Below are 26,856 nucleotides of genomic sequence, written 5' to 3'. Positions count from 1 at the left end.
GGAATCGTGTCGACATCGCGCCCCGACCCGGAGCTCGTCCGGCGCATGTGCGGGGCGATCGTGCACAGGGGACCCGACGGGGCAGGCTTCCACTCGGATGAACATGCGGCCCTGGGCATGCAACGCCTCGCCATCATCGACGTCGCCTCGGGTAACCAGCCCGTCTACAGCGAGGACGGCCGGATCGTGGCGGTGTTCAACGGCGAGATTTACAACTTCGACGAACTTCGCCGAGAGCTGGTCGCCAAGGGCCACATCCTGCGCAGCGAGGGCGACTCCGAGTGCCTCGTGCATCTCTACGAGGAATTCGGCGTGGACCTCGTCCATCGGCTCCGCGGCATGTTCGCGTTCGCCATCTGGGACCGTGATCGCAGGCGCCTGGTCCTGGCCAGGGACCGGGCCGGGAAGAAGCCGCTCTATTGGCGGTCGGATCACTCCTCGATCCGATTCGCGTCAGAGCTCAAAGCACTCGCCACGGATCCGGGCATGTCCCGCGAGGTGGACCCGGTGGCTCTGCACCACTACCTCACATACTCCTACGTTCCGGCCCCGTGGAGCATCTACGCGGGTACCTGCAAACTTCCTCCTGGCCATGTGCTCACCTGGGAGGACGGCCGCGTCACCGTGAATCCTTACTGGCGGTTCGACTCCACTCCGCGCCACGTGGCGGACGTACAGGCCGAAGAGGAACGGCTTCGGGAACTGCTGCTGGAGGCGACCCGGATTCGGATGGTAAGTGAGCGGCCCATCGGAGCGTTCCTGTCCGGCGGCATCGATTCCTCCGCGGTGGTCGCGGCCATGGCGATGCAGCACGGCGAGCCGGTCAGGACGTTCAGCATCGGCTTCACCGACGAGCGCTACGACGAACGGCACTGGGCCCGCCTGGTCGCGGAGCGCTACGGGACCGAGCATCGCGAGCTGGTGATCACCCCCGATCTGCTGGACATCCTGCCGAAGATCACATGGCACTTCGACGAGCCCTTCGCCGATTCATCGGCGATACCCAGTTTCTACGTGGCCTGGTTGAGCCGCCAGCACGTCACGGTCGCCCTCAACGGCGACGGCGGCGACGAATGTTTCGGTGGATACAACCGCTACACACTGGCCGCCGGCAGCGGCCGGATTCCGGTTCTTCCCCGCGCGCTGGCCAGAATCCCGCTGCGAGTCGGCGGCTTCTTCGCCGAAAAGGGCGCACCGGGCACCGTCACCCGGCGTCTCGGCAGGGTACTGCAGTTCACAGCTGAGCCGCCGGCCCGGCGTTACGCCTTGATGATGTCCGCCTTCACCGGTGAAGGAAAGCACGCGCTCTACGGCGACGAGTTCCGGACGCAACTGGCCGGTGTGGACAGTTACAGCCTCCTGGAGGAGGCCTACCGAGAGTCGCGGGCGGGCACAGACCTCGGGCGGCTCATGGATGTGGACGTCAACACCTACCTTCCCGGGGATCTGCTGGTGAAGGTGGACATCTCCACCATGGCCAACTCTCTGGAGGCGCGGTCCCCCTTCCTCGATCACCACCTGATGGAATGGGCAGCACGCCTTCCGCTGCAGCTCAAGGTGCATGAAGGTCAGACGAAGCGGCTGCTCAAACGCGCGGTCGCCCCCTGGCTTCCGCAAGAGCTCATGCACCGGCCCAAACAGGGGTTCGGTGTTCCGCTGGCCACGTGGCTCCGACGGGAGTTGCGCGACCTGGCCTTCGACATGCTGACCGACCAGACCGCGCGGAGCAGGGGGATATTCCGCCCGTCGGCGGTGCGAGACCTGCTCCAGCGCCATCAGAGGGGGGCCGACCACTCCGTGAAGCTCTGGGCGCTGCTGCAGTTCGAGCTCTGGCATCGGGCACACGCCGTCCCCAGTGCGCAGGGCCCGAGCGAGGTGCGATGTTCCGCAGCTCACACGTGAACTCGTCGCTCAGCAAGGTCGCCCAGACGATGGCGAGCCGAGTGCTTCGGCTGCTGCTGGCCACGGTGACGGGCTTGCTGATCGCCCGCAGTCTTCAACCTGAAGGCAGGGGAACCTACGCGATCATCGCGACCACGGCGGGAATGGCCATGGTCATCGGGCACTTCTCTGTCGAGCAGACGCAGATGTCCCTTTGGGAGGAACCGAAGCGGCGCCACCGGCTTTCCGCGAACGGACTGCTCCTCGGTCTGGCGCTGGGGACCGCCACCGCGCTGGTCGCGATGACACTGACGTTCCTCGGCGTCATGCCGACGACGTCCCCGCTGCTCTACCTGGCACTGCTTGCCGTGCCGTTCGGTGTGATGACCACCAACCTGAGGAGCATCGCGCTGCTGCGGTCAGAAGTCGGCCTCGCCAACCGCGCGACGGTCGCAGCGGCCCTGACCCAGTGCCTCCCTCTTCTGTTCCTCATCGCCACCGGCAATGTCACGGTGACAAGCGTCGTGGTGTGCTGGACGATCTCCATGGCCGTCCCATCTCTCATTTTCATCAGGGCGCTGAGCCTTCGCCCCCTCAGAGGCGGAGGTCGGCTGGCCTGCCGCCAACTGGCCCTCGGGAGCCGCTACCACGTCGGGGTGGTGGCCTTCCACCTTCTGCTGACGGTGGACATCCTGCTGCTCCACGCCCTGGACTCCGCGACCGCGGTAGGCCTCTATACAGTGGCCGTCACAGTGCTCGAACTCGCGCGCATCCCAGCCGAGGCGATCACGCAGGTCGCCCTCCCCGGGCAGGCTGCGGGCACCATGAGCGACGCCGCGGAGGTCACCGCCCGCACCATCCGACTGAGCCTGCTCCTGTCCGCGGCCTTCGTCGGAATGCTCGCGGCACTCTCCCCGACCCTGATACCGCTTCTCTACGGCCAGGCTTATGCGGGTAGCGTCGCCCCGTTGCTGGTTCTGGCACCTGGAATGATCGCGCTCTTCCTGATGCGGCCGGTCGAGCAATATCTCGTACGCCTCGGCCGGCCCATCAGCATGACTGCCATTCCCGCCTGCGCCGTGGCCGCGAACGTTCTGCTCAACGTGGCACTGATTCCTCAATGGGGTGCAGTGGGCGCCGCACTCTCATCCACCGTCACCTACGTTCTCATGGCCGCATTGGAGATCTCATGGTTCGCACGGTCGGCGGGAATCCCCATGTCCGCGCTGCTGCCTCACCCGGCCACCATGCGGTCGGCGCTGGATCCACAGGTCGAGCCCGAGAGCATCTCCTGATCATTCGACGACCTGCGGTGCTGCAGGCAGGCGCGTGGATTCGGGCTCAGGCGCAGGACACGGAGCTTCTCGCAGCCGTATGGGTAATACCGGGGGCATAACTGCACAATGTGTTGGGGTCGTATGGTGCTGTCGCCGACGCCGTTCGCTCCATGACGGCGATGCTGATTCAGGTGAGCATCGAACATCACGCCAAGGGGATTCAGAACGGTTTCGGCCGCGCATCAGAAGAAACCGGGATGCACCGTGCCCACCTTTCATTCCGCCATCGTCGGCATGGGGAGTCTTCCGAGGCCGCATCGTGATGAAATTGCACGTCTGCGAAGTCATCGAAAACCTGGGGACAGGCGGCGGCGAGGACTTGCTCGTCAACTTCCACTTCCCTCTCCCCCGCGGCGGTGCTCCGATCGGCGTCACGGCTCTGGGGGCAGGGTCCTGCTCCTGACCGGGCCTGGAGATCCCCACGTGCTCGCGTAGACCATCCTGCGGTGATGCATGCCGAGAATCACGCGCGGTTTCGCGGATGGGCACGGAACAGCGCAGATCTTGTGGACATCAGCCAGACGGCGGAATCCTCGACCGACTTTATGACGAAGTCTGTGCTTGGAGCTGATTTCGACGGACCCGCCTCAGGGTCGACCTCAAGGCGTGTGGAGGAATTTTCCGGTGGAGTACCTTATCGTTGCCATCGCCGCAGCGATGCTCGGCGTGATCGTGCAAACGACGTTCGCTCCTCAGATGGCTCGACGCATACTACCGGTATTGCTGGTCGCCTTCGCCGTGAGAATAATTCTTCATGTCCTGGTGATGCAGGCCGATGTCATCGATTATGGCGGCGACGACGCCGCGTATATGGACCTGGCCACAAAGATATTGGCGCGCTGGGAGTGGGAGGGCTTTCATTACGTCACAGCAGAACAACTGCCGGGTCTATATTCAGTCGGCGCGGTCTGCCATCTCTTCGCGGCCATCATGTACGTATGCGACGGCCCAGCCGAACTAGCATGCACAGCGGTTGTGGCACTGATTTCGTGTGCGCTGTGCGTTGTCATCTACAAGATGGCGACACTGGTCGGGGCCGACGAGTCCGCGGCATTTCGGCTGCTCGTCATAACGGCGTTCATGCCGTCGTTCGTGCTGCACTCGTCCGACACGTTCAAGGATGGCATAAATGCTTTCCTGGTCGTTTCCTGCCTCGGCCTCGGCCTGTCGAACCTGCGACGCTTCGACATACGAAAGGTGATGCTGGCCGGACCGCTGCTCTGGACCCTGTGGCAAGTGCGGCCGTACATGGTCTTCATGTGCGCACCACCACTCCTCCTCAGTGCGCTCAGCCCCAAGCGCATCTTGTCATTGCGTAGCACTGCCGTGCTCATCGGACTGCTCGTGACCGGCCTGATGGTTCTCGTCGGAACAGGAGACCAACTCCTCACGGCGCCGATACAGGAAGAATTGCTTCATGCTCAGTCCACCCAGGTGCGCATGTTCAGCGCCGGCAGCGGAAGCTCCGGGGTGACCTTCGACGACGGCGGCAACGCATGGGGAGCTCTCGCGCCAAAGCTGCTCTACACGCTCCTGTCGCCGTTCCCGTGGACTGATGGGAGCCTTGTACTGCAGCTCGGCAAGATCGAGACGGCCATCTGGTATTACCTACTCTGGAACGCGATGATCGGGGCCCGCGAGTTGTGGCGGCGGGATCGAAGACTGCTGTTGGTGCTCGCACTGTTCATCGTTTCCGGCTTCATTATCTACGCGACCACAGTCGCCAATATCGGTCTGATCTTCCGGCAACGGATGCCACTCATGATGATCACGAGCCTGCTGGCCGCGGTCGCCTGGACAAGATGTCGGGCTCGAAAAGAGAGACCTGGCTTCCGAAGCCTGCCCCCATTCCATGAAGCGGTGACTGACGTCGATTCCCACCGTGACTCGGATTCCGTGAGGAGCGAGGGATCGCCGGCACGCTTCGGGTAGTCGGCGAGGGTGTGGACCGCTCGGCTCTCGAAGAGCAGGCACGGCGACTCTCCACGGACATCCGATCCTCGGCGTCCGTAAAAGACCTCGCCGCATCGTTGCGGCGCACGGACGTCGTCGTTCTGCCGTCAGGGCTCAGTGATGATCTCCCTGGGTGACGCGCATTCCCCATAGCGCCGGCCCAGGGCCGCATTCTCATCGCTGTAGCAGTCCTCAGCACCGGACCCCGGTGCACGATCACATCGCACCTCCGCCGCACGCTCTCGGGATCCGGCGTCGCCGTCGAAGCGATCCCCGTTATCCGCGCATCAGGCCTTCACGTCCCTGGCCAGTTCCGCGTAAAGCTCCTCGAACCACTCTGCCGTGTCGGCCATGTCCACACTCTCCGCACTGGCCAGGGCTCCGGCACGCAATTCACGGTGTGTCTGCGGCTCCATCGCCCGGAGCATCGCCTCTGCCAGGGCGCCGGCTGAGCCCGGCTCGGTCAAGATCCCGTTCCGGCCGGAGGCGATCAGGTCCGGCACTCCCCCGACCCGGGTGGAGACGACAGGCACCCCGGCCGCCAGCGCCTCCATGACCACCACCGGCAGCCCTTCATGGTCGGAGCTGAGCACCAGCAGGTCGGCTGCTGCGACCAGCCGCGCGGCCCGCGGAAGCCTCCCCAGCACGCGTACGTGGTCGCCGAGGCCCCGCGCCTCCACGTCGCGGACGACCTCGTCCCGCAACGGCCCATCACCTGCGAGCGCGAAAACAGCATCCGGCCGGCGCCGCACGACCTCTGCGGCCGCCTGAAGGAGCAGCCGGTGATTCTTCTGCGGGCGGAAGTTGGCGACGCAGGCGAACAGGAACGAGTCTTCCGGCAGGTTGAACTCACGCCGCAGGAGGCTCGCCCGGGCGGCCCACCACCGCTGTCCCTGCACGTCGACCCCGTGCATTCGGGTGAGCACGCGACGAGCGCCGATGACGGCACGCGACCGGGCCACGAGCGGCGACACGGCCACCGTGCAGTCGTCCAGCCATCGGGTCAAGCGGTCAAGGTGCATCGTTTTCGGCCAGCGTTCGTTGTGAACGGTCGAAACGAGAGCGGGACGCCGCCTGGCGAGCCGGACGAACGGCCGGAGGACGATGATGGGCGCCGGAGAGTGCACATTCAGCACATGAGGCGCGACTCGGCGGATCGCCGTGACGAGCCTGGCGTACACCAGCGGCCGGGGACACGCAGTGAGATCGATGACCGTTATCCCTGCCGAACGCAACCGCCGTATGAGTTCATCCGTCGATGCCCGCAGGCAGATCACCGTGTAGTTCACGATTCCTTCGCGAGCCTTCAGAAGCCGCTCGACGAGCAGCACCTCGACCCCTCCGAGGTCAAGGGTCTTCGTGACCTCGCACACCCGAAGATCACTCATCGTGCTCCAACGCGTCGTGCCTGCACTTGAAATAGGAATGGCCATTCACGTGCCCCCACTTGCCGATCCTTTGTCTGCGCCATCAGGAATCCCGGCACAGGACGGCCGGGAAGCGCTTTGAGCAGCCGACTCCCGAGTTCACCGGTAAACGTAAGGAAAATCGTCGAAACGGCCGGCCTCAAGCGAAACACGGTCCCTTGACTTTCTTTTTCCCCTCGAACTCCGGCCGCCCAGACCCAGGGGGAACCGCCCGGTCGACAATGCGTGACCAGGGCGTTCGCCGCTGATGAAACAGCGGCTACTCGATCATGTTCGGGTACCGAATTCGGAAACTCTTCGCCGTCACGGTGAGCGCGTCCCGGGGGAGACGCGCGTCTGAGTTAGTTTCTCCGGCGTGAACCACATCTGTCAGCGAGGGGCCCGTGATGACGCCAGACGGCCGTATTCGTGTCATGGAAATCATCGCGCGGATGAACGTCGGCGGCCCTGCGGCTCTGGTCATGGGACTGCACGAGCGGCTGAACGCCGATGAATTCGACCGTCGCCTCTATACGGGATATGTCGATGGCGCCGAAGGCGACCATCTTCAACTCCTGGACGCGACGCTACAAGTTCATCGGATCCCGGGCCTCGGCCGAGCGGTCAAGCCGGCCGATGACTATCGCGCGCTCCTGCGGCTGGTCAGCGCCATGCGCAGTTTCCGGCCGCACATCGTGCACACGCACACCGCCAAGGCCGGCGCGCTCGGTCGGATGGCCGCCCGCCTCGCCGGCACCGGTTCGGCCCGGGTGCACGTGTTCCATGGACATCTCCTTGAGGGCGGCTACTTCTCGCCGTCCAAGCGCCGCCTCTACATCTGGACGGAACGGCGCCTCGCCTCCATGTCCGATCGCTTGGTGACCGTCGGAGCCAAGGTCCGCGACGACCTGATCGCCGCCGGGATCGGCCGGCCGGAGCAGTACGTCGTAATCCCGCCCGGCCTGCAGCTGGGCCGGATTCCCGACCGCGAGGCGGCCCGTACCGCTCTGGACCTCCCCCTGGACGCGCCCGTCGTCGCATTCGTCGGCCGGCTCACCCAGGTGAAGCGGCCCGACCGGTTCCTCGCCGCCGCGCGGGCCGTACTCCAGCGCATGCCCACCTGCCGGTTCGTCGTCTGCGGAGGCGGCGAGCTCAAGGAGGAGGTGGAGCGGGGCATCGCGGACATGTGGGGCTCCTTCCGCCTGCTGGGGTGGCGACGAGACGTCGAGACCGTCTACGCGGCGGCCGACGTGGTCCTGATGACCTCCGACAACGAGGGCACGCCGCTGACCCTCATCGAGGCGGGGATGGCCGGGACTCCCGTCGTCTCCACGCGTGTGGGAAGCATCCCGGAGATCGTCCGCGACGGCGTCACCGGTCTGCTGGCCGGCCTCGACGCGGGTGAGCTGGCCGAGCACACCCTCCGCCTGCTGTCCGACCCAACGCTAGCGCGCCGGATGGGCGAGTCCGCCCGCGACTGGACGACGAGCTCCTACGGAGTGGAGCGCCTGGTGGCGGACACCGAAGCGCTTTACCGGTCGCTGCGCGCCGCGCCGCGACACCAACTAACACCGGGAAGCACACCATGAGAATCCTCGTAACGGGCGGCGCCGGCTTCATCGGCGCCAACCTCTGCCGGACGCTCACGACCCGGCCGGAAGTCGACAGCATCACAGTGCTGGACGATCTCAGCAGCGGGAACGTCGACAACCTCGCAGACGTGGGGGTCGACTTCGTGACGGGCAGCATTCTGGACCGGGAGCTGCTGGCGGAACTCATGGCCGGCGTCACGCATGTGATCCACCTCGCGGCACGGCCTTCGGTGCCCCGGTCCCTGATCGACCCCATCGCCTCGCATACCGCCAACGCGACGGGAACGCTCCACGTCCTCGAGGCGTGCCGGGACACCAAGCCGCACGTCATCCTCGCGTCCTCGTCCTCGGTGTACGGCGACTGCCCGGAGCCGTACAAGCACGAGGACCTCCCGACGCGGCCGCTCAGCCCCTACGGCGTCAGCAAGCTCGCCACGGAGGCCTACGCCCTGGCATACGCCGAAAGCTTCGGCCTGCCAGTCCTGCCGTTCCGCTTCTTCAACGTCTACGGGCCCATGCAGGCCGCCGACCACGCATACGCCGCCGTCATCCCGGCGTTCGTGTCCGCCGCTCTGCACGGCCGGCCACTCCCGATCTACGGCGACGGGAATCAGGCACGGGACTTCACCTATGTCGGATCGGTGACGCACGTCCTGGCCGACGCCGCCGTCCGCCGCGTCACGAGCAGGAAGCCGGTCAACCTCGCATTCGGCACGCGTGTGTCGCTGCTGCGTCTCAAGGACGTCTTGGAAACCATCCTCGACCGGCCGATCGAGACGGACTTTCTGCCCCCGCGCACGGGCGACATCCGGGAGTCACAGGCTTCTTCCCGCCTGCTGCTCGGACTGTTCCCCGCGGTGCGGCCCGTGCCACTGGAGGAGGGACTCCGCCTGACCGTGACCTGGCTCGAGAAGGCGATGAACACGAATCTCCGCAACGAGAGTGGCCCGGGCGAAGGCGCCTGACCGACTCACACCTCGTTCGTACGCACCTATCCAACGATCCTGTCAACCGCCATATGGATGGAGAGAAGTCGTTGACCATGTCAAGCGGAAACACCTACCTGATAACGGGCGGAAGTGGCTTCATCGGGTCCCATCTGACGGACGCGTTGCTCGCCCGCGGCGACTCCGTAATCGTTTTGGACAACATGTCGACGGGGCGTCCCGCCAATCTCGCACACCACGCGGACAATCCCCGACTGCGCGTGGTCCAGGGCTCGATCCTCGACCAACTCGTGGTCGACGAACTGGTCCACACCTGCGACGTGGTCGTACATCTCGCCGCCGCCGTCGGGGTCAAGCTGATCCTGGACCAGCCGCTGCGGTCTCTCATGACGAACATCCGCGGCACGGAGATCGTCATCGAGGCCGCTCACCGATATCGCCGGAAGATCCTTGTCGCCAGCACGAGTGAGATCTATGGGAAGAACTCCAGCGGACCGCTTCCGGAGTCATCCGATCGCATCCTGGGCAGCCCTGCCGTGGCCAAATGGTCGTACAGCACGGCCAAGGCCGTCGACGAGATCCTGGCCAACACGTATCACAAGGAACGCGGCCTATCGACGATCATCGTCAGGTTCTTCAACACGGTGGGACCGCGGCAGAGCCCGGCCTACGGCATGGTCATCCCACGGCTCATCGAGCAGGCGATCGGCGGACTCCCGCTCACCGTCTTCGGCGACGGCACCCAGACCCGCTGCTTCATCCACGTGCGGGACGTCGTGGAGGCCCTGGTCCTGCTGCTTGACAATGGTCAGGCGATCGGCCAGACCTTCAATATCGGTGCCGGCGACGAGCTCAGCATTCTGCAACTCGCCAAACTGGTCACGGAACTCAGCGGGAGCACCTCCGGGATCGATCTTGTTCCGTATGCCGAGGCCTACGGGCCGGGCTTCGAGGACATGACGCGCAGGGTTCCCGACACCACCAAGCTTCGCGAGCTCACCGGATGGGCACCACGGCGATCGCTCATGGACATACTGGTGGAGACCATCGCCGAGGCCCGGGCTGATCTGGCGGCACCGCAGCGGTGAACGCCACCCCCCTCCTCACTGCCGGAGCGGCCGGCCTTGTGCTGGCCGCCGGCGGCACCCATGTCCTGGGGCGTCTCGCACTCCGCTGGGGTATCACCGATCGCCCGGCCGGCTACAAGGCCCATGGCCGGCCCGTCCCCTATCTGGGTGGAATCGCGATCATGCTGGGAACCACCGTTCCCCCGGTCGCGTTGCTCGGTCTGGCCGATCGCCGGGCCAGTGCGATCATCATCGCCGCGGTGGTGATAGCGCTGCTCGGCCTGATCGATGATCTCTCCCCGCTCACCCCATTCACCCGACTGGCAGTCGAGTCGGTGGTGGCGAGCGGAGTCGTACTGAGCGGGATCCAGGCGACGGTCACCGGCGGATGGCTGGACGGTCCGATCACCGCACTGTGGATCGTCGTGGTCGCCAACTCCTTCAATCTCCTCGACAACATGGACGGCAACCTCGGAGCCATCACAACGGTCAGCGCCGCCTGTCTCGCCGGGACGGCCTTCGTATACGGGCAGCCCGTGGTCGGACTGCTCCTGTGCACGTTGGCCTTCGCCGGGCTGGGCTTCCTTCTGCACAACTGGGCGCCGGCGAAGGTGTTCATGGGCGACGCCGGATCGCTGTTCATCGGATTCGTCCTCTCCAGCTCAGCGGCCCTGCTGGTCACCGGACGGAGCACGGAAACGGTGATCGCGGGGTTGCTTCTGCCTGCCTTCGTCGCGATCGTCGACACGGGAATCGTCGTCGTGTCGCGGAAGAGGGCGGGCCGACCGATAATGCGGGGCGGAACTGACCATCTTTCCCACCGCCTCCGCAAACTCGGCCTCAGCACGAGGCTGACGGCCCTCGTACTCGCCGCTGCCGCGGCTGCGGCCGGCATGGTCGACCTGGCGATGACGCTGGGCTGGATCTCACCGCTCATCGCGACGATCAGCGGAATAGCGGCCGCGTGCGTTCTGATCGGCCTGCCGCAACGGGTACTGGTCTACCCGTCAAAACGTCCCGAGAAGGCTCCTGCGATCATTCGAGAAAGGCGGCAATGATCAGATGGATCTGCTCTACTACATGCGACTCGCGCGCAGGGGCTGGCTGTTCCTCCTGCTCTCGCTGTCCATCGCGGTCGGTGCCGCCTTTGTCGTGACCTCGAACACGCCGCCTGAGTACGATGCGACGACCACCATGCTGTTCTCCAGTTACGACAAACAAGGCAGCCTCTCCCCCGCATACCAGGCTGGGGCGCTGTCCCAGGGAGTGCAGTCCTACGCCAGTCTGCTGACGAGTCGTCGACTGGTCAGCCGGATCACCACGGGCGAGGACGTCGAGCGACTCCAGGCGAACATCACGGCGGAACCCGTCCCCGGCACCGTGCTTCTACGCGCCAAGGTCAGTGACCACGACCCCGCGCGCGCGGCGCTGCTCGCCAACAACCTGGCATCCGAATTCGGCCGGATGATCGACCAGATTGAGCGGTCGACCCCGGACAGCCGTCCGGCGGTCAAGGTCACGATCGTGGATCGGGCCGAGGTCCCGGAGGAACCGGTCAGTCCCCGGCCAGTGCTCAACATCGCGATCGCCGTGCTCATCGCGTTGCTCGTCGCCTTCAGTTCGCTCGTGGTCCAGGATCGGCTGGACACGACCGTCAAGACCTCAGAGGCGCTGCAGCAGGCGTCGAAGAGTTCGGTTCTCGGGGTCATCGGCTACGAGAGGGACGCGCGGCGGCACCCTTTGATCGTCCGTAGCAACCGCCGATCCTCGAGGTCCGAGGCGTTCCGCTCGCTGCGGACCAACCTGCAGTTCATCGGGGTGGACAAGCAGCCGAAGTCACTCATCGTGACCAGCTGCCTGCCGAGCGACGGCAAATCCTCCACCTCGGCCAACCTGGCGATCACGCTGGCCCAGGCGGGATGGCGCGTGATCCTGGTCGACGGCGACCTCCGCCGCCCTCGCATCCCTGATTACCTGGGCATCGAGGGCTCCACAGGCCTCACCGACGTTCTGATCGAGAAGGCGCGCCTGGCCGACGTCATCCAGACCTGGGGCCAGCCCAGCCTCTCTGTGCTTCCGAGCGGCCAGATCCCGCCGAACCCCAGCGAGTTGCTCGGCTCGCAGGGGATGCGCTCGCTGCTGGCCCAGCTCACGAGGGACTACGACATGGTGATCCTCGATGCGCCGCCGCTGCTGCCCGTAACCGACGCCGCGGCGCTCGCGGCGATCTGCGACGGCGCTCTCCTCGTCGCACGGTACGGCAAGACCCGGCGTGAGCAGGTGGCGCGCGCCACAGAGCTGCTGTCGTCGATCAACGCTCGCCTCCTCGGGACCGTCCTGAACTTCGCGCCGGCCAAGCACGGCCACTACTACGGCTACGGCTATGGCTACGAGGCCGAGGTCAAGACACCGGTGAGTGCGAGAGGAGCTTGAGCGGGACAGCGAGCGACTCCGAGATTCGGCGGGCCGCCGCCCTGTAACCCCTACGGGAGCCCCCGTAGGGGTCGGCGATGTCGGGCTGGTCCACCCGGACCAGCCCGCGCAATGCCCTCGCCTCCGCGACCAAAGCGTGGGCCCGCCGTACGGGATCCTGATGACGGACGAGGCTCTCCGCGGGCACGGCCCGGGCCAGCGCACCGAACTCGGCGATGGTGAACGTGCGTGTGGCCGCGAGGGGATGCAGGGCGACCGCTTCGGCACGGTGCTCGGACGAGGCCGTGAGCACGAGATCGGCATCGACCACCATCGCGGAGGTGAGCGGGCGCGAGGCGAAGCCCTCTGGGTTCCCGCCGAGCCGGACCAGCACGCGCCGCGCCCGCTCAGCCATCGGACGCCCAGGCTCGGCATGGGTCCCCGCGCTGGTCACCAACAGTGGGGAACCTGACCCGAGGGCTGACAGGGTCAGCCGCTCCGCCAGCGCCGACCGGCAGATGTTGCCTGTGCATACGAACAGGATGTGGAAGCCGGGCCGGGTTTCCGACACTGCTCGTGTGTCACGCGTACCTTCCATGAGCGCGACGGTAGATCCTGCTCGCCAGGCCACTGTTCGCGGCACGCCGGTCTTTGCGGTCTACGTCGCCATCGCTTCACACGCGGAGAACCGTCAAGGGGCACAGCCCTGGCGGTCTTGGGTGATCCAGGTGTGCTGGGGGCGGACAAGCGGCTGCACCGGAACCGCCGGCGCCGCGGTGGAGGAGGGTTCCAGCAGGTCGAATTCCAGTGTCCTCGACTGCCTGGGGGCGAACTCCAGGACGGTCGAGTAGACGGGGTGGGATCGTTCGACCTCACTGATGATCCCAGTGGGACGACCGTCGAGGCGCACCGCGCTCACCTCCGTGCCGACCCCGGCGTAGAGGGACACCCACAGCAGGTTGGAACCGACGGTGTGGGGACGCTCCGGGGAGTCGAGCCGGTCGGTGACGTAGGTGGGAAGTCGCCCTTGCGGCACGTCGTTGTCGAGCCGGATCCGCACTCTTGTGGACCGCAGCCCGTCGTGGCACATGCCAAGGGTGTACGTGACGGAACGCTCCAGGTAGTAGTCGAGTTTGCTGCCGGCCGAATTGTTGATCACCAGCCCGGCGAACGGTCCCGGCTGCTCCGGCAGGACGCCGCCGACCGGAGTCGTCGCGAGGCGTTGCTCCTCGGCGTCTCTGCGGCTCCAGATCTGGATCCTCCGCTCGTCCACCAGCCGGGACAGGACCGGCAACAACCGTGTGGGCTCGGGCCGGGATCTGATCAGCGCCTCGCTGACGGCACCCGCGATCTGGATGAGAAATCGCTTGCGTTCTCCCGGGTCCTGGTACCGGGCGTAGGCCGCGCGCTCGGTGAGGTCGACGACGTTCCCCGCGGTCACCGTCTCCCCGCTGGGGAGCTTGACCGCCCCGATCAGTTCCAGCAGGTAAGAGAGGCCGATCGGGTCGGTCGCGATGGCTCCGTCCAGTCGCCGGCCGGTCTGCCGTTCCCAGAGCCCGGTCCAGGTGGTCGCCGCGTACGGGAAATGCGGGGAGAGGTTGGAGATGGAGAGCAGGGAGGTCGCGCTGGGCCCGTAGCGCGCCCGGAACTCCGGGCCGTTGTCGGCGGCGGGGTGGGAAGACTCAGGGAGATCGTTGTTCGGGGACAGCCGCTCGATGCCGAGCTTGCCGCGGTCGGCTTTCAGGATGCCGAACGCACCGACCAGGCCGCCGGTTCCGCGCGCCTCGGCATTGGTCTGGAACGCCAGGAAATAACGGCGCGGACCATCCAGGCCCAGCATCGGAGGCATGAGTTCGGCGGCGCTCGCCGCCGAACCCAGCCAGCCGCGCAGCCGATCGACTTCGGAAAGCGTCGTGACGCGCGCTTGGTCCAGAGCGTCCACGCCGCTCTGCGCCGGCGTCTCCGCCACGCGCGATCTCACCGTGGCGAGCCGGGCCGCGGCATCGGCCAGGACAGGCGCCGCCGCGTCGAGACCCGCCAGCACCGGCCGCAGATCGCCCATCGAAAGCGCATTCGCCGTCATGAACGGCGCGCCGGCCCGGTGAACTCCGACCAGTACATCGGTGAGTTCCGCAGCGGCCTCGGCCAACCCTCGCACGGTCGTGGCACCGTCTCCCACCACGGGAGCGTGGGTGATCAGTGACCAGTCGAGACCGCCGGTGAGCCGCCGCGCTTCGGCCGCATGCCGCTGTGCGTCCGCGAGCGCCCCGGCCAGCGACGTGGGGTCGCCCGCACGTAGCCGTAGCAGCGCGGTCCTGGTCGCCTCCAGTTGATCCCGCACGCTCAGACCGAGGTATGCCGACCAGCCCCCGGCCATTGCGAGGCCGAGGGCTAGTGACGACAGGCCGATGACGACGAGTCGGCGCCTACTACTTCTCACAAGTAGACCGGCGACGCCGTACGGAGATCAAAATGCAGGTGATGGCGACGGCCAGCAGGCCCGTGCCCGCCGCGGCCACGGCCCCCACCGGCGCGCCCGTGAACGGCAGTTGGCCGGCACTGGGGCGCGGCACTCCGCCTGCGGCGACATGGGAATGCGGCCTTCCGCCGCCGACACAGTCACCGCCATCGCAGGGACCGCGACCGCCGATGCCACCGGCGTCGCAGTCACCGCCGGCGCAGGGACCACCGATGCCGCCGGCGTCGCAGTTGTCGCCGGCACCGACATCACCTCTGTCACCGGTCTCGCAGCCGTCTGTGTCGCACTCGTCGTCCGCGCAGGCCGGGGCGGGAGGAACAACGACGTGCAGGTTGTCTTCCTGTTCTTCCTGCTCGACGGGGAACGGCGGATAAGGGTGCGGGTTCTCCCTCACGGCCTCTGGCGGCAGGCCGGTTTCCGCGGTGGCGGTTCCGGTGGATCCGAGCATCAGTCCGCCGGCGACCATCACCGCCAGAAGAATAGGTGTCGTTCTTTTTCGCGCCATTTCGGACTCCCCGATAGCGGTCGTTCAGTTCATAGAACATTTCGCGCGGAATACCAGCGAATGTTCGGCACCCGACCTGTTGTACGGCATCCGGTCAAGAGGAACGCCGTCGCCGCACGAGGCTTACTGAATGATCGGTGACCGTTCTCGGTTTGTTGACAATCGGCTTTCTTTCACCGGCCACCGTGCGATGGCGACGCGCACCGACCGTCTTCAGGCCTTGCTGACGCGACCATTGCGGTGAGCTCTTGGCCGATCGCGGCGATCAGAAAAGGTACCGCCTGCGGTGAGCTGTCGCAGGGTGGCACGCCGCGGCAGCGGGCCCAAGCCGGGCCCGGGGGCAGCGCAGCGGTTGTCACGCACGCCCTATTCGGATGCCGAGGAGGTTCGTGAAGTATGCGCATCTGATTTGAGCCGCGCGGCATTCCAAAGAATTCCCCAATGCCCTTGTCGGAAGCCCGGGCCCCGCACTCCGGTGGGGCAATATTCTGCGCGTGCTCGACAACCCGAACCTGATTGCGCCATGAGGACGGCTCTGCGGATCGTCGGCGAGCTCAGCTTCACCTTCGGGCTGGTTCTACTGATGTTCTGCGCGTATTTGCTCTGGGGCACCGGCTCCTACACCACACAGCGCCAACGCGCCCTCCAGCAGCAGCTTGAGCAGGAGTTCGGTCAGGAGAAGGAAAGCAGAGGGCTCGGGAGGGTCCATCTTGGCGGCGCCCTGGCGTTGCTGCGCATCCCCCGATTGGGCACTGACTACAAATACGCGATAGTCGAGGGCACCGATGCCGAGCAGCTTCGCTCGGGACCCGGACATTACCCCGGTACAGCAATGCCAGGTCAGATAGGAAATTTCGTGATTTCCGCGCACCGGACGACCTATTCAGCGCCGTTCAACCGTATCGATGAGCTACGGCGCGGAGACGACATCGTCGTGGATGCACGAGACGCCCGCTATATCTACCGAGTCAGCCAGAAGGAAGTCGTCGACCCCACCCGGCTGGATGTCGTCGACCCGGTGCCCGGACATCCCGCGCAGAGGCCCTCTCAGGCGCTGATCACCATGACCACCTGCAACCCCGAATACTCCGCTCAGCAGCGCCTGATCGTCCACGGTGTGCTCGTCACTCGTGAGGCGCGCCGTGCGTGATCGCCACGAGAGAGCCTGACATGTACGCATTCATCTGGCGACGACTGCCCGGCGGCACCGTGGTCCGGCTGGTCGTCTCCCTGCTGCTGGTCGGCATCGCGGCGGCACTGCTCTGGTATGTCGTGTTCCCCTGGCTAGAACCCCGGTTGCCGTTGGACGGGACCATGTGAGCTTCCGCCCCTGATGCCCCCGTGACAACGGCCAGATCGCCGCAGCAGGTCGGCTCCTGCCGGCGGCGATCTGGCCTCTAAAGATTTGTCCCGCGGCTCAGGCGCCGACGTTGGCCTCGTGGCCGATGGACAGGCCCGAGTCGACGTCGAAGAAGTGCAGGTTGTGCGTGTCGATGACCAGCTCGATGTCCTGACCGGGACGGACGTGGCTGCGGGCGTTGACGCGGGCGGTCCACAGGGACTTGTCGCCGGCCAGGGGCAGCGCCGCCGCCTCCTCCTCGTCACCGTCATGCTGCGCGGCCACGGTGTCCTTGTGCTCGACCGGCGGGGCGTCGATCGTGAACAGGACGTTGATCTCGGAGCCGAGTTCCTCGGTGACGTTCGCGCGGACGGGGATGCGCACCCAGCCCGAGGCGCTCCCGTTGGCGGCCACGGAGTCCTCGAAGTCCGACGGGCGGATGCCGAGGATGATCTTCTTGCCGATGTAGCCGTCGAGGCCGGGCTTCTCGGCGAAGGTCGAGTCGGGGACCGGCAGCTTGTGGCCGGCGAAGGCGACGGCCGCGCCGTCGTCGTCCTTGGTCAGCTCGGCGTAGGTGAAGTTCATGGACGGGGAGCCCATGAAGCCGGCGACGAACAGGTTGACCGGGCTGTCGAACAGGTTCTGCGGGGTGTCCACCTGCTGGAGCAGGCCGTCGCGCAGGACGCAGACGCGGTCGCCGAGGGTCATGGCCTCGACCTGGTCGTGGGTCACGTAGACGGTGGTGACGCCGAGACGCTCGTGCAGCTGGTTGAGGGAGGCGCGCATGGAGACGCGGAGCTTGGCGTCGAGGTTCGACAGCGGCTCGTCCATGAGGAAGGCCTGCGGCTCGCGGACGATGGCGCGGCCCATGGCGACACGCTGGCGCTGGCCACCGGACAGGGCGGCGGGCTTGCGCTTGAGGTACTGCTCGAGGCCGAGCATCCGGGCGGCGTCGTTGACCCGCTTCTGGATCTCCGCCTTGGGCATCTTGCGCAGCTTGAGGCCGAACGCGAGGTTCTCCTCAACGGTCATGTGGGGGTACAGCGCGTAGTTCTGGAACACCATTGCGATGTCCCGGTCCTTCGGGGGCAGGTGGTTGACCACCCGGTCGCCGATGGAGATCTCGCCGCCGCTGATGTCCTCAAGGCCGGCGATCATCCGCAGGGCGGTGGACTTGCCACAACCCGACGGGCCGACCAGCACCATGAACTCGCCGTCCTTGATCTCAAGGTTCAGGCCGTTGACGGCCTTGACGCCTCCCGCGTAGATCTTGTCGACGTTGCTCAGAACGATTGAAGCCATGCCAGTCCTTCGCGGTTCCCAAACAAGGTACTTGGATACGTTTTCAGGAATCTCACCCGAACTACCGTCTAATGTCAAGGTTTTGGTCGCATAAGGGATGGAAGCATGATGGAATCGTTTCCATGAACATGGCGCAACGCCGTACGACGATCAAGGACGTCGCGGAGGCGGCGGGAGTCGGGGTCGCCACGGTGTCCCGCGTCCTGTCGGGGGGGTCGGCCAGCGCCGAGACGCGCGAACGCGTGCTGGCGGCGACGGCCCGGCTCGACTACCGGCCGAGCGCCCTGGGACGCAACCTCCGGCAGCAGCGGTCCGGCGGGATCGGGCTACTCGTCCCCGACATCACCGACAGCTTCTACGCCCGGCTGGCCGACGGCGTGCTGTCGTGTGCCAGGTCGTACGGCGAGCCGGTGACGATCGGGGTGACCGGGGACGACCCGGAGCGGGAGGCCGAGCTCATCGGCACGCTCATCGAGCAGAGCATGGACCGGGTCATCGCGGTCCCCTCCGGCGACGGCGAGACGTGGGCGCCCGCGCTGCGCGCCGGCCTGAACGTGGTCTTCGCGGACAGGCAGGTGCGCGACGACGTCCCCGGGGTGGTCGCCGACGACCGCGCCGGGGTTCGCACCGCGGTGGAGTACCTCGTCGCCCTCGGCCACAAGAAGATCGCCTTCCTGGCCCGGCATGGACAGTCGCAGCGGGTGGCCGCCTTCACCGACACGCTCGCCTCGCTGGGCCTGCCGGCGGACCCGGAACTCGTCGTCCACGCGCGCGCCAGCCGCGACTCGGCGTACGCGGCCGCCGCGGGACTGCTGCAGCACCGCGCCGACCTCACGGCGGTGCTGACCGGGGGCAACATGCTCGGCGAGGCCACGGTCCTGGCCGCGCGCGAACTCCACGTGCGGATCCCGAGGGACGTGTCGCTCATCATGTTCGACGACGTGCCCTGGGCCGAGTTGTGCTCTCCCCCGCTGACGGTCATCGCACAGCCCGCCCAGGACGTGGGCTACCGCGCCGCCGAACTGGTCCTGCGGCAGGGACGCCGCCCGCGGACGGTGACCCTGCCGACCGAGCTCATCGTGCGGGCCAGTTGCGGTCCTAGGAGATGACCTTCTCGATCGCCCCGACGACCTCGGCCGACTCCGGCTCGACGCGGGGACGGAACCTCGCCACGACCTCGCCGTCGGCGGTGAGAAGGAACTTCTCGAAGTTCCACTGAACGTCGCCGGCGGTGCCCTCCGTGTCCTCCGTCGTGGTCAGCTCCGCGTAGAGCGGATGCCTGTCGTCCCCGTTGACCTCGACCTTCTCCAGGAGGGGGAAGTCCACGCCGTACGTCGTCGAGCAGAACTCCATGATCTCCTCGGCCGAGCCGGGCTCCTGGCCCAGGAACTGGTTGCACGGCACGCCGAGGACGGTGAACCCGCGGTCGGCGTAGCTCTCCTGAAGCCGGACGAGCCCGGCGTACTGCGGCGTCAGGCCGCATTTCGAGGCCACGTTGACCACGAGGGCCGCGCGGCCGCCGAGGATCTCGCCGAGGGTGGTGGGGGCGCCCTCAAGGGTGGTGACGGGCGTTTCGAGAAGGCTCATGGAGCGGACTATACCGAATGATGTTCGGTGCTGGACGCGCCGGTGGCGCTCCCGAACTCCAAGGTCAAGTGGCGGCGGGCAACGTCATCGCCGCCCCGCGAGACGCCCGCCGTCCGTGACCGAATCGGCAAAGAACTGTCCGCCGCGTGTCTCAGGTGACGGCCGCGAGCCGCGTCGGCGTACTTCAATCCGCCTAAAGGACCCGTCGCGGTGCCTGCCGGAAGTTGTCTTGGAACCGGTGCAGGCCGAGCGGACGACCGCGCTCACGCCATGGGCGCGGTGCGACCGGCGAGCGTGTGCAATGCGCCCGCCCTTCCGCACGCGACCCGACGACAAGGACCGATTTGGACAGTTTCAGTGTTCTGCGCAACACAGCAGTGGCCGTGATCGCGATCAGCGTGATCGGCGGCGCGAGCGCCGCACCGGCGATGGCCGAGCAGTCCACGACCACCCAAGGCGCGCAGACCAGTCAGGGCATCCATGTCGCGACGTGGAAGATGCGCGTCACGGTGAAGGCCCACAAGATCCACCGGGCGCCCGCACCGACGAGGACCATGAGCAAGGCCTACGCCTTCCGCCTCGTCAGCCGGCGGGCATGGCCGAGCACGCAGTTCCAGTGCCTGGACAGCCTGTGGACCCGGGAGAGCAACTGGAATCACCGGGCCTACAACTCGGGCTCCGGAGCCTACGGGATCCCGCAGGCTCTGCCCGGAAGCAAGATGGGGTACGTCGCCGAGGACTGGCGGTTCAACCCGCAGACCCAGATCCGTTGGGGCCTGCGGTACATCAAGGGCCGGTACGGCTCACCATGCGGCGCCTGGGGGCACTTCCAGTCGCACAACTGGTACTGAGCAGGTCCGGGAACGCCCAGGGGAAGGGACCGTTCCCTCGAAGAGCCCGGGGGGTCACCCCCGGGCTCTTCGCCTTCCGGACTGTTCTCCCGCCCGCACGGCCATGGCCTGGACGAGCAACTCCAGCCCGAACTCGAACTCCTCGTCGTGGTCGCACGAGGTCAGGAGCGGCGCGAGCGAGCTCACCTCGGGGAACAGCACCGGATCGACCTCGGCCACCGTCGCGTCGCCCCGCACCGGGGCGAAGGTCGGCGTGACGCCGACCTCCCTCAGCAGCGAGCCGACGATGTAGGCGACGAACATCCGCAACATCCGCACCGCCTCGCTCCCCTCGAACCCCGCGTCGCGCAGCGTCGACAGGGCCCGCTCGACCGGCAGCAGCCCGGCGGAGGAGTGGAGCTGGCGGCTGAACACCACCATCGTCGAGCGCGGGTAGTGATGGGCGATCTGCCGGAACGCCCTCGCCTGGACCCGCACCCGGTCGGTCCAGGGCGCCGACGGGTCGTCGGTGAACTCGATCTTCGACAGGATCGTCTCGGAGATGGCGTCGAGCAGCGCCGCCTTGTTGGGGACGTGGTTGTAGAGCGACATGACCCCCACGCCCAGCCCTGCCGCGATCCCTCGCATGGACACGGCGTCGGCGCCCTCGCGCTCGATGAGGTCGATGGCTGCGTCGACGATCCTGCCGCGGCTGAGCATGAGCCGATTGTCTCCCACCCCGTTGACGGACGTACAGCGTACGTGCCAGTCTCGAAATCACTACGTACGGTGTACGTCGAGGAGGCCCCCCGTGTCGACCCACGAGCTCTACACCATCCCCCCCGAGCTCTCCACATGGGACGTGGAGATGAGCGGTGCCGCGCGGTTCACCTGGGAGTACGACGACGGCAGGGATCGCATGCTCGCCCTCTACCAGAAGGGCAAGGACAAGCAGTGGGACTCCGTCAAGCGCATCGACTGGGACCTCGAGGTCGATCCGTACGACGTGCTCGGCGTCCCCGACCAGTCGATCTCCATCTACGGCACGCCGCTGTGGGAGCGCATGGACGATCGGCAGCGCAAGGACGTCCGGCTGCACAGCGCCTCCTGGCAGTTCTCCCAGTTCCTGCACGGCGAGCAGGGCGCCATGATCTGCTCGGCCCGGATCGTCGAGTCGGTGCCCGATCTGGACTCGAAGTTCTACGCCGCGACGCAGACGATGGACGAGGCGCGGCACGCCGAGACCTACGCCCGGTTCCTCCAGGACAAGGTCGGGCTCGTCTACCCCATCAACCAGCACCTCAAGGCGCTGCTGGACAGCACGCTCAGCGACTCCCGGTGGGACATGCCCTACCTCGGCATGCAGGTGCTGATCGAGGGCCTGGCCCTGGCCGCGTTCGGCGTGATGCGCGACATCACCACCAAGCCGCTGCCCAAGCAGATCCTGGCGTACGTCATGCAGGACGAGGCCCGGCACGTCGCCTTCGGCCGGATGGCGCTGCGGGACTACTACCGGAACCTGTCCGAGACCGAGCGGCGCGAGCGTGAGGACTTCGTCATCGAGGGCTGTTACCTCATGCGGGACCGCCTCCGCGGCCAGGAGACGTGGGAGACGCTCGGCCTCGGCAAGGACGAGGTGGCCCAGGCCATGGAGGCCACCGACCGGTCCGAGTACCTCAGGCTGTTCCGCTCGCTGCTGTTCAGCCGCATCGTGCCCTGCGTCAAGGACATCGGGCTGTGGAGCCCGCGCCTGCAGGAGGCCTACGCCGACATGGGCGTGCTCGACATGGCGGGGCAGAGTCTCGACGCCCTCATGAAGCAGGACGAGGACATCGCGGAGAAACTCGACGCGGAGCGCTTCGCCCAGGAGGAGACCGAGCGGCACGCCGAGGTCGCCGAGACCATCGAGGCCGCACGCGACGGGAGCTGACGGGTCAGCGGGTCAGGACCAGCGCGAGCGCCCCGGCCACCACGCAGAGCACGCCGGCCCAGGCGAGGCGGGCGTCCGTCGTGTCGTCCAGCGGGGCGCCCTCGCGCAGGGCCCGCTCGACGCGCCTGTACCGCGCGCCGGTGCGGAGGAGCAGGATCGCGCCGCAGAGCGCGGCGACCGCGAATGGCACGATCATCACCGGTCCTTCGCCGCCGCGCAGACCCGCTCCGGTCGCGACGAGACCCGCGACGGCCAGGAGGGTCGCCGTCCTGACCCAGGCCAGCCGCGTCCGCTCGCTGTGCAGGCCGGAGGTCATCGCCCGAGGAGGATGAGCAACAGGGCCACGACCGCCACCGCGGCGACTCCGTAGCCGAAGACGGGTGCGAGCGCGGGCGGCGGAAGCGGGTCGCCGCGGCGCAGCGCCCGCTGGATGTGCCGCCACCGCGGATAGGCGGTGGCGGCGGAGACGGCGGACAACGACACGAGCACCAGGGCGAGCAGCGTGCGGACCCACGGCACGAACACGCCCTCGGGCACGACCGCCATGGCGATGCCTCCGGCGCTGAGGGCCAAAGACGTGCTCAGCCAGGTGAGGTACGTGCGTTCGTTGGCCAACGTGAACCTGGGGTCCGGCTCGTGCCCATCCATGGAACCAGGCTAATTTTGCCCCTTTTCCCCTGGATATGCCGGGTTACAGGCAGGCCTCCGTGATCTCCTTCAGGTAGGTGGCGCTGTCGGTGGCGGCCTTCTGCGCGGCGTCGACGGCCGCGTTGGCGTCGTCCACGTTGAGCTTCTGGAGGCTGTCCGCCATCCCCTGCAGGGCCTCGTTGAGCGTGGTGTCCCCCGCGTCGGCGGCGAGATCGTTCAGCTTGGCGGCGCCGTCGGAGATCTCTTTCTGCATCGCCTCGGGATCATTGGCCGCAGCGGTGATCTTGGTGATCGTCTCACTGATCAACTTGGGGGCCTCGACGCAGGACTGCGCCTTGTCGGCGGCGGAACATCCGGAGACCAACATGACTGAGGCCGCCACAACGGCGGCCGCGAGCGGGAGGGATCGCATACACAGACCCTACCCAACCGGGTATTCACGGCGGACTAGCATGAACATCATGGGGATCTGTGAACACATGCTGACCACGCCCGACCCTGAGCCGCAGACGACTCTGGGATGCGAGGAGTGCCTGGAGATGGGCTCGCGCTGGGTCCATCTGCGTAAGTGTCTCGAGTGCGGCCACGTGGGATGTTGCGACTCCTCCCCCAACCGCCACGCGACCGCGCACTTCCACAAGGACGGACACCCGGTGGTGCGTTCCTTCGAACCGGGTGAGGACTGGCGGTGGTGCTTCGTGGACAACGTCCTGGGCTGAGTCTCTGGGCGGTCAGTTCCGTTCGAGCGTGGCCTCCTCGAAGTCGAGTTCCTGCATCACCCGGTGCAGCACCTCGTCGTCGATCCGACGTTCGTCCCTCAACCGCACGAACACCTCACGCTGAGCGGCGATCATCTCTCTGCGCATGCGCCGGTAGAGCGTCGACGGCGTCTCGGCGCCCTCGAGGCCGGTGCCACCGCCGAGCCGCTCCCACGCGCGCAGCGCCGTACGCTCGGCGCGGGAGCGCAACTGCTCGACGACCTCCTCGTGGACGTCGAGGACGCCGTCGGCGATCAGCTCGTCGAGCCGGGCCAGCGCGGCCGCCGCGGCGGCCTGCTGGGCGGCCGCCTCCGAGAGGTCGTCGGAGTAGCGTTCCGCGTCGTTGGAGACGCCGAGCCTCCTGATCAGCCACGGGAACGACAGGCCCTGCACGATCAGGGTGCCGATGACGACGGCGAACGTCAGGAACAGCAGCAGGTCGCGCTGGGGGAAGTCCTTCGGCAGAGCGAACGCGGCGGCGAGCGACACCACCCCTCGCATGCCCGCCCAGCTCGTGAGCGTGACGTTGCGCCAGGCGGGCACGCCGGTCCGCTCCCGCATCCGCCTGAACAACATCGGCGCGTAGACGGTCAGCGGCACCCACAGGGCCCGGAGCACGACGGCCAGCAGGAACAGCACGCCCGCGTAGATCCCGACCCGGGCGAAGTCCTTCTCCGCCAGGCCCATGACGATCGGGCGCACCTGCAGGCCGATCAGGGCGAACACGATGGACTCCAGCACAAGGTCGGCGACCTTCCACACGGCGCCGGACAGGATGCGGGTGCCGTAGCTCGTGCGGCTCATCTCGTGGCCCAGATAGATCCCGGCGATCACCACGGAGATCACTCCGGACGCGTGGGCGGCCTCCGCCGCGACATAGGCCCCGTAGGGGACGAGCAGTGAGATCCCGTTGGCGATCAGTGAGTCGCTGAGCCGCCGCAGCAGCACCCCCACGGCGTACGCGATGACGAGCCCGACGACGATGCCGGTCCCGGCCGAGTAGAGGAACTCCCCGCCCGCGCCGAGCAGGTCGGCCGTCGTTCCCGCGACGGCCGCGGCGACGGCCACCCGGTACGCCGTGAGCGCCGTGGCGTCGTTGAACAGGCCCTCCCCGACGAGGATCGTGATCGACTTTCGCGGCAGCCCCAGCTTCCTGCCGACCGCGATGGCTGAGACGGCGTCGGTCGGCGCCACGATGGCCCCGAGCGCGAAGGCCGCGGCCAGCGGAAGCCCGGGGATCAACATGTGCGCGACGAGCCCGATCGCGACCGTGTTGAACAGGACGAGCCCGACCGCGAGCAGGCCGACCACCTGCTTCACGTCACGCAGACGCAGGTAGGAGCTGTCCAGTGCCGCCGAGTAGAGCATCGGCGGCAGGAAGACCGAAAGAACGATCTCGGGGTCCAGCTCGTAGGCGGGCATGCCCGGGACGAACGAGGCGACCAGTCCCGCGACGACGAGCAGCAGCGGCGCGGACCAGCCCTGGCGTCTCGAGACGCCCGCGATCGCCAGGGCTCCGGCGGGGAGCAACAGGAACTGCAGTGCGGTGGAGATGTCCATCAACGGATGAGCGTACTTACACCGGGGACTCCAGATAACCCATCCAACGCGTCACGTCACCAGACGCGCTGGTCGTCTCGCGGGTCGTCCGGCCGCTGGTCCGGCCGCAGGCGCTCGCCCGTGGCGTACATCGGTTCCTGCGGGTGCTCCTGCCGGTAGTCGGGCGGGTACTCCTGCTGGTACTCCTGCTGGTAGTCCTGCGGGTACGGCCGGCCCTGGCCGAGACCGAGCGGATCGCTCGGATCGACCCTGCCCTGCTGCTGCTGGTACACCGGGTCCTGAGGGCCGGTGTCGTACTGGTAACCGCCGCCCTGACCGGGATGCCCGGCGGCGGGGGGCTGACCCGGATGAGCGGGCCGGCCGCGGCCGGACTGGCCGGGCTGTCCCCCGGCGGGAGGTGCGGGGCGGGCCCCGGCGGGCGGTGCCTGACGGCCGGGCTGACCCTGCTGACCCTGCGGACCGGGATGAACGGGCTGGCCAGGCTGTCCCGGGTGCCCGGGCTGACCGGGATGAACGGGCTGGCCGGGATGTCCCGCGGCGGGCTGGCCGGGCTGCCCCTGACGGCCCGTGGGCGGCGCGCCGTACTGGCGGGCGGGGTCCTCGTAGGCGCCGGGGGCGAACGGCCGCTCGCGGGGCACCTCGCGCGGGGGCTGGCTGGGCGGCGGAGCGCCGCGTGCCACGAGGACGTCGTTCGAGCCCATCGGCGGCTGCGGGCCGCTGGGCCCGCCGTACTGGTCGGGCACGGGACCCCCGTACTGGGGGTCGGGCGCGGGTCCGCCGTACTGGGGCTGCGGGCCGCTGGGCCCGCCGTACTGGTCGGGCGTGGGCCCCCCGTACTGGGGGTCGGGCGCGGGCCGCGAATACTGGCCGGTGCCGGGGTACTCCGGGTACTCGGCCTGGGGAGCGGGATAGTCGGAAGGGCGCCCGGCGTACTCGGGCTGTCCAGGCTGTCCGGGGTATTCAGGCTGGCCGGGGTATTCAGGCTGTCCGGGCTGTCCGGGGTGGACCGCGTCCTGGCGGGGCATCGGGCCGGTGCCGGGGTCCTCGCCGTCGTCGGCGTACTGGCCGCCCGCCTCGGCGTATCCGTCGTCGAGACCGTCGATGAGGCGGCCCACGTCATCGAGGCGCATCCGGAAACTCCCGGTGCACATCTCGCCGCGCCACAGGCTCAGGACCAGCGTTCCCTCGTGCCAGGTCACCCGGAGGACCCGGTCCTGGCCGCGGGCATCGAAGAACACCTCACCGAACGATGGCAACGGGACAACTTCCGACATGACAGACATAGTGCCTTTACCGCCCTTATCCGTCCACTCGACCTCGGGA

The 26,856-nt window shown here is 67.4% G+C and carries 27 protein-coding genes; 15 read left to right on the top strand and 12 right to left on the bottom strand.

The window, feature by feature from the left end:
- The first annotated feature begins 6 nt into the window (after window positions 1–6).
- The 4 genes from asnB to Pph01_RS17225 all read left to right on the top strand — a co-directional run bounded on the left by asnB (window position 7) and on the right by Pph01_RS17225 (window position 5,150).
- Complete coding sequence (asnB, locus tag Pph01_RS17240) at window positions 7–1,902, top strand: asparagine synthase (glutamine-hydrolyzing) (protein WP_204074090.1); 1,896 nt, start codon at window positions 7–9, stop codon at window positions 1,900–1,902.
- Window positions 1,881–3,176 (top strand): lipopolysaccharide biosynthesis protein, encoded by a 1,296-nt coding sequence (locus tag Pph01_RS17235; RefSeq protein ID WP_204074089.1) that lies wholly within the window; start codon window positions 1,881–1,883, stop codon window positions 3,174–3,176. Before asnB ends, Pph01_RS17235 begins: the two co-directional genes overlap by 22 nt.
- A gap of 152 nt (window positions 3,177–3,328) precedes the next feature.
- Window positions 3,329–3,481 (top strand): hypothetical protein, encoded by a 153-nt coding sequence (locus tag Pph01_RS17230; RefSeq protein WP_204074088.1) that lies wholly within the window; start codon window positions 3,329–3,331, stop codon window positions 3,479–3,481.
- A 361-nt stretch (window positions 3,482–3,842) separates the two neighbouring features.
- The gene (locus tag Pph01_RS17225; protein ID WP_204074087.1) at window positions 3,843–5,150 is read left to right on the top strand and encodes a hypothetical protein; all 1,308 of its coding nucleotides are present in this window, start codon (window positions 3,843–3,845) and stop codon (window positions 5,148–5,150) included.
- Window positions 5,151–5,458: 308 nt separating this feature from the next.
- Here Pph01_RS17225 and Pph01_RS17220 read toward each other — a convergent pair whose 3' ends face one another.
- Window positions 5,459–6,559, bottom strand: coding sequence for a glycosyltransferase (locus tag Pph01_RS17220; protein ID WP_204074086.1), 1,101 nt, complete (start codon window positions 6,557–6,559; stop codon window positions 5,459–5,461).
- Between the two features lie 452 nt (window positions 6,560–7,011).
- On the opposite strand from Pph01_RS17220, the gene Pph01_RS17215 reads away from it, so the two are divergent.
- From Pph01_RS17215 to Pph01_RS17195, 5 genes are all read left to right on the top strand, one after another.
- Window positions 7,012–8,166, top strand: coding sequence for a glycosyltransferase (locus Pph01_RS17215; RefSeq protein WP_239116765.1), 1,155 nt, complete (start codon window positions 7,012–7,014; stop codon window positions 8,164–8,166).
- Window positions 8,163–9,134, top strand: a complete 972-nt coding sequence (locus tag Pph01_RS17210) for an NAD-dependent epimerase/dehydratase family protein (RefSeq protein WP_204074084.1) — start codon at window positions 8,163–8,165, stop codon at window positions 9,132–9,134. The genes Pph01_RS17215 and Pph01_RS17210 overlap by 4 nt, the downstream gene beginning before the upstream one ends.
- 77 nt (window positions 9,135–9,211) lie before the next feature.
- Entirely contained in the window at window positions 9,212–10,204 is a 993-nt protein-coding gene (locus Pph01_RS17205; RefSeq protein ID WP_239116764.1) for an NAD-dependent epimerase/dehydratase family protein, read from the top strand.
- A complete protein-coding gene (locus Pph01_RS17200) occupies window positions 10,201–11,241 on the top strand; it encodes an MraY family glycosyltransferase (protein ID WP_204074082.1) in 1,041 nt (346 codons plus the stop codon). Before Pph01_RS17205 ends, Pph01_RS17200 begins: the two co-directional genes overlap by 4 nt.
- 4 nt (window positions 11,242–11,245) lie before the next feature.
- Window positions 11,246–12,616 carry a tyrosine-protein kinase domain-containing protein gene (locus Pph01_RS17195; RefSeq protein ID WP_204074081.1) on the top strand — a complete coding sequence of 457 codons (1,371 nt, stop codon included), beginning with the start codon at window positions 11,246–11,248 and terminating at the stop codon, window positions 12,614–12,616.
- Here Pph01_RS17195 and Pph01_RS17190 read toward each other — a convergent pair.
- The 3 genes from Pph01_RS17190 to Pph01_RS17180 form a co-directional block, all read right to left on the bottom strand.
- Window positions 12,585–13,193 (bottom strand): arsenate reductase/protein-tyrosine-phosphatase family protein, encoded by a 609-nt coding sequence (locus tag Pph01_RS17190; RefSeq protein WP_204074080.1) that lies wholly within the window; start codon window positions 13,191–13,193, stop codon window positions 12,585–12,587. The two genes, Pph01_RS17195 and Pph01_RS17190, sit on opposite strands and share 32 nt — an antisense overlap.
- Window positions 13,194–13,286: 93 nt before the next feature.
- Window positions 13,287–14,936 carry a DUF4012 domain-containing protein gene (locus Pph01_RS17185; protein ID WP_204074079.1) on the bottom strand — a complete coding sequence of 550 codons (1,650 nt, stop codon included), beginning with the start codon at window positions 14,934–14,936 and terminating at the stop codon, window positions 13,287–13,289.
- A gap of 88 nt (window positions 14,937–15,024) precedes the next feature.
- The gene (locus Pph01_RS17180) at window positions 15,025–15,543 is read right to left on the bottom strand and encodes a hypothetical protein (RefSeq protein WP_204074078.1); all 519 of its coding nucleotides are present in this window, start codon (window positions 15,541–15,543) and stop codon (window positions 15,025–15,027) included.
- Between the two features lie 559 nt (window positions 15,544–16,102).
- Here Pph01_RS17180 and Pph01_RS17175 point away from each other — a divergent pair.
- Window positions 16,103–16,729, top strand: coding sequence for a class E sortase (locus tag Pph01_RS17175; RefSeq protein ID WP_204074077.1), 627 nt, complete (start codon window positions 16,103–16,105; stop codon window positions 16,727–16,729).
- Between the two features lie 20 nt (window positions 16,730–16,749).
- Entirely contained in the window at window positions 16,750–16,899 is a 150-nt protein-coding gene (locus Pph01_RS17170; RefSeq protein ID WP_204074076.1) for a hypothetical protein, read from the top strand.
- 97 nt (window positions 16,900–16,996) lie between these two features.
- Here the strand turns inward: Pph01_RS17170 and Pph01_RS17165 are convergent, their stop codons facing one another.
- Window positions 16,997–18,220 carry an ABC transporter ATP-binding protein gene (locus Pph01_RS17165; protein WP_204074075.1) on the bottom strand — a complete coding sequence of 408 codons (1,224 nt, stop codon included), beginning with the start codon at window positions 18,218–18,220 and terminating at the stop codon, window positions 16,997–16,999.
- A 122-nt stretch (window positions 18,221–18,342) separates the two neighbouring features.
- Here Pph01_RS17165 and Pph01_RS17160 point away from each other — a divergent pair, with 122 nt between their 5' ends.
- On the top strand, window positions 18,343–19,329 hold the full coding sequence (locus Pph01_RS17160) for a LacI family DNA-binding transcriptional regulator (RefSeq protein ID WP_204074074.1): 987 nt from the start codon (window positions 18,343–18,345) through the stop codon (window positions 19,327–19,329).
- Here the strand turns inward: Pph01_RS17160 and Pph01_RS17155 are convergent.
- Complete coding sequence (locus tag Pph01_RS17155) at window positions 19,319–19,807, bottom strand: glutathione peroxidase (protein WP_204074073.1); 489 nt, start codon at window positions 19,805–19,807, stop codon at window positions 19,319–19,321. The two genes, Pph01_RS17160 and Pph01_RS17155, sit on opposite strands and share 11 nt — an antisense overlap.
- A 344-nt stretch (window positions 19,808–20,151) precedes the next feature.
- Between Pph01_RS17155 and Pph01_RS17150 the strand changes: the two genes are divergently transcribed.
- Entirely contained in the window at window positions 20,152–20,658 is a 507-nt protein-coding gene (locus Pph01_RS17150; RefSeq protein ID WP_239116763.1) for an aggregation-promoting factor C-terminal-like domain-containing protein, read from the top strand.
- Between the two features lie 54 nt (window positions 20,659–20,712).
- Here the strand turns inward: Pph01_RS17150 and Pph01_RS17145 are convergent, their stop codons facing one another.
- Window positions 20,713–21,357, bottom strand: a complete 645-nt coding sequence (locus Pph01_RS17145; RefSeq protein WP_204074072.1) for a TetR/AcrR family transcriptional regulator C-terminal domain-containing protein — start codon at window positions 21,355–21,357, stop codon at window positions 20,713–20,715.
- A gap of 91 nt (window positions 21,358–21,448) precedes the next feature.
- Here Pph01_RS17145 and Pph01_RS17140 point away from each other — a divergent pair, with 91 nt between their 5' ends.
- Entirely contained in the window at window positions 21,449–22,567 is a 1,119-nt protein-coding gene (locus Pph01_RS17140) for a ferritin-like domain-containing protein (protein WP_204074071.1), read from the top strand.
- Between the two features lie 4 nt (window positions 22,568–22,571).
- On the opposite strand, the gene Pph01_RS17135 is transcribed toward Pph01_RS17140, so the two are convergent.
- Genes Pph01_RS17135 through Pph01_RS17125 form a run of 3 tightly spaced genes read right to left on the bottom strand, consistent with a single transcriptional unit; the run spans window position 22,572 to window position 23,627 of the window.
- Window positions 22,572–22,883 carry a DUF202 domain-containing protein gene (locus Pph01_RS17135; protein WP_204074070.1) on the bottom strand — a complete coding sequence of 104 codons (312 nt, stop codon included), beginning with the start codon at window positions 22,881–22,883 and terminating at the stop codon, window positions 22,572–22,574.
- Complete coding sequence (locus Pph01_RS17130) at window positions 22,880–23,215, bottom strand: YidH family protein (protein WP_204074069.1); 336 nt, start codon at window positions 23,213–23,215, stop codon at window positions 22,880–22,882. The genes Pph01_RS17135 and Pph01_RS17130 overlap by 4 nt, the downstream gene beginning before the upstream one ends.
- 43 nt (window positions 23,216–23,258) lie before the next feature.
- Window positions 23,259–23,627, bottom strand: a complete 369-nt coding sequence (locus Pph01_RS17125; protein ID WP_204074068.1) for a DUF8711 family protein — start codon at window positions 23,625–23,627, stop codon at window positions 23,259–23,261.
- A 49-nt stretch (window positions 23,628–23,676) separates the two neighbouring features.
- Between Pph01_RS17125 and Pph01_RS17120 the strand changes: the two genes are divergently transcribed.
- Window positions 23,677–23,934, top strand: coding sequence for a ubiquitin carboxyl-terminal hydrolase 14 (locus tag Pph01_RS17120; RefSeq protein ID WP_204074067.1), 258 nt, complete (start codon window positions 23,677–23,679; stop codon window positions 23,932–23,934).
- 12 nt (window positions 23,935–23,946) lie between these two features.
- On the opposite strand, the gene Pph01_RS17115 is transcribed toward Pph01_RS17120, so the two are convergent.
- Together Pph01_RS17115 and Pph01_RS17110 are read right to left on the bottom strand one after the other, a co-directional pair.
- Complete coding sequence (locus Pph01_RS17115) at window positions 23,947–25,533, bottom strand: Na+/H+ antiporter (RefSeq protein WP_204074066.1); 1,587 nt, start codon at window positions 25,531–25,533, stop codon at window positions 23,947–23,949.
- 56 nt (window positions 25,534–25,589) lie between these two features.
- Window positions 25,590–26,807, bottom strand: coding sequence for a hypothetical protein (locus tag Pph01_RS17110; RefSeq protein ID WP_204074065.1), 1,218 nt, complete (start codon window positions 26,805–26,807; stop codon window positions 25,590–25,592).
- Window positions 26,808–26,856: the final 49 nt, after the last annotated feature.

The sequence above is a fragment of the Planotetraspora phitsanulokensis genome, from assembly GCF_016863295.1.
Lineage (GTDB): Bacteria > Actinomycetota > Actinomycetes > Streptosporangiales > Streptosporangiaceae > Planotetraspora > Planotetraspora phitsanulokensis.
This window is presented reverse-complemented; position numbering and strand designations above follow the sequence as displayed.

Excerpts from the sequence above, each read along its gene's own strand:
- Pph01_RS17165 (WP_204074075.1), bottom strand. The coding sequence starts at position 18,220 with ATGGCTTCAATCGTTCTGAGCAACGTCGACAAGATCTACGCGGGAGGC.
- Pph01_RS17145 (WP_204074072.1), bottom strand. The coding sequence starts at position 21,357 with ATGCTCAGCCGCGGCAGGATCGTCGACGCAGCCATCGACCTCATCGAG.
- Pph01_RS17220 (WP_204074086.1), bottom strand. The coding sequence starts at position 6,559 with ATGAGTGATCTTCGGGTGTGCGAGGTCACGAAGACCCTTGACCTCGGA.
- Pph01_RS17230 (WP_204074088.1), top strand. The coding sequence starts at position 3,329 with ATGACGGCGATGCTGATTCAGGTGAGCATCGAACATCACGCCAAGGGG.
- Pph01_RS17155 (WP_204074073.1), bottom strand. The coding sequence starts at position 19,807 with ATGAGCCTTCTCGAAACGCCCGTCACCACCCTTGAGGGCGCCCCCACC.
- Pph01_RS17205 (WP_239116764.1), top strand. The coding sequence starts at position 9,212 with ATGTCAAGCGGAAACACCTACCTGATAACGGGCGGAAGTGGCTTCATC.
- Pph01_RS17120 (WP_204074067.1), top strand. The coding sequence starts at position 23,677 with ATGGGGATCTGTGAACACATGCTGACCACGCCCGACCCTGAGCCGCAG.
- Pph01_RS17170 (WP_204074076.1), top strand. The coding sequence starts at position 16,750 with ATGTACGCATTCATCTGGCGACGACTGCCCGGCGGCACCGTGGTCCGG.
- Pph01_RS17235 (WP_204074089.1), top strand. The coding sequence starts at position 1,881 with ATGTTCCGCAGCTCACACGTGAACTCGTCGCTCAGCAAGGTCGCCCAG.
- Pph01_RS17135 (WP_204074070.1), bottom strand. The coding sequence starts at position 22,883 with ATGACCTCCGGCCTGCACAGCGAGCGGACGCGGCTGGCCTGGGTCAGG.
- Pph01_RS17195 (WP_204074081.1), top strand. The coding sequence starts at position 11,246 with ATGGATCTGCTCTACTACATGCGACTCGCGCGCAGGGGCTGGCTGTTC.
- Pph01_RS17210 (WP_204074084.1), top strand. The coding sequence starts at position 8,163 with ATGAGAATCCTCGTAACGGGCGGCGCCGGCTTCATCGGCGCCAACCTC.
- Pph01_RS17115 (WP_204074066.1), bottom strand. The coding sequence starts at position 25,533 with ATGGACATCTCCACCGCACTGCAGTTCCTGTTGCTCCCCGCCGGAGCC.
- Pph01_RS17160 (WP_204074074.1), top strand. The coding sequence starts at position 18,343 with ATGAACATGGCGCAACGCCGTACGACGATCAAGGACGTCGCGGAGGCG.
- Pph01_RS17175 (WP_204074077.1), top strand. The coding sequence starts at position 16,103 with ATGAGGACGGCTCTGCGGATCGTCGGCGAGCTCAGCTTCACCTTCGGG.
- Pph01_RS17130 (WP_204074069.1), bottom strand. The coding sequence starts at position 23,215 with ATGGATGGGCACGAGCCGGACCCCAGGTTCACGTTGGCCAACGAACGC.
- Pph01_RS17125 (WP_204074068.1), bottom strand. The coding sequence starts at position 23,627 with ATGCGATCCCTCCCGCTCGCGGCCGCCGTTGTGGCGGCCTCAGTCATG.
- Pph01_RS17215 (WP_239116765.1), top strand. The coding sequence starts at position 7,012 with ATGGAAATCATCGCGCGGATGAACGTCGGCGGCCCTGCGGCTCTGGTC.
- Pph01_RS17190 (WP_204074080.1), bottom strand. The coding sequence starts at position 13,193 with ATGGAAGGTACGCGTGACACACGAGCAGTGTCGGAAACCCGGCCCGGC.
- Pph01_RS17110 (WP_204074065.1), bottom strand. The coding sequence starts at position 26,807 with ATGTCGGAAGTTGTCCCGTTGCCATCGTTCGGTGAGGTGTTCTTCGAT.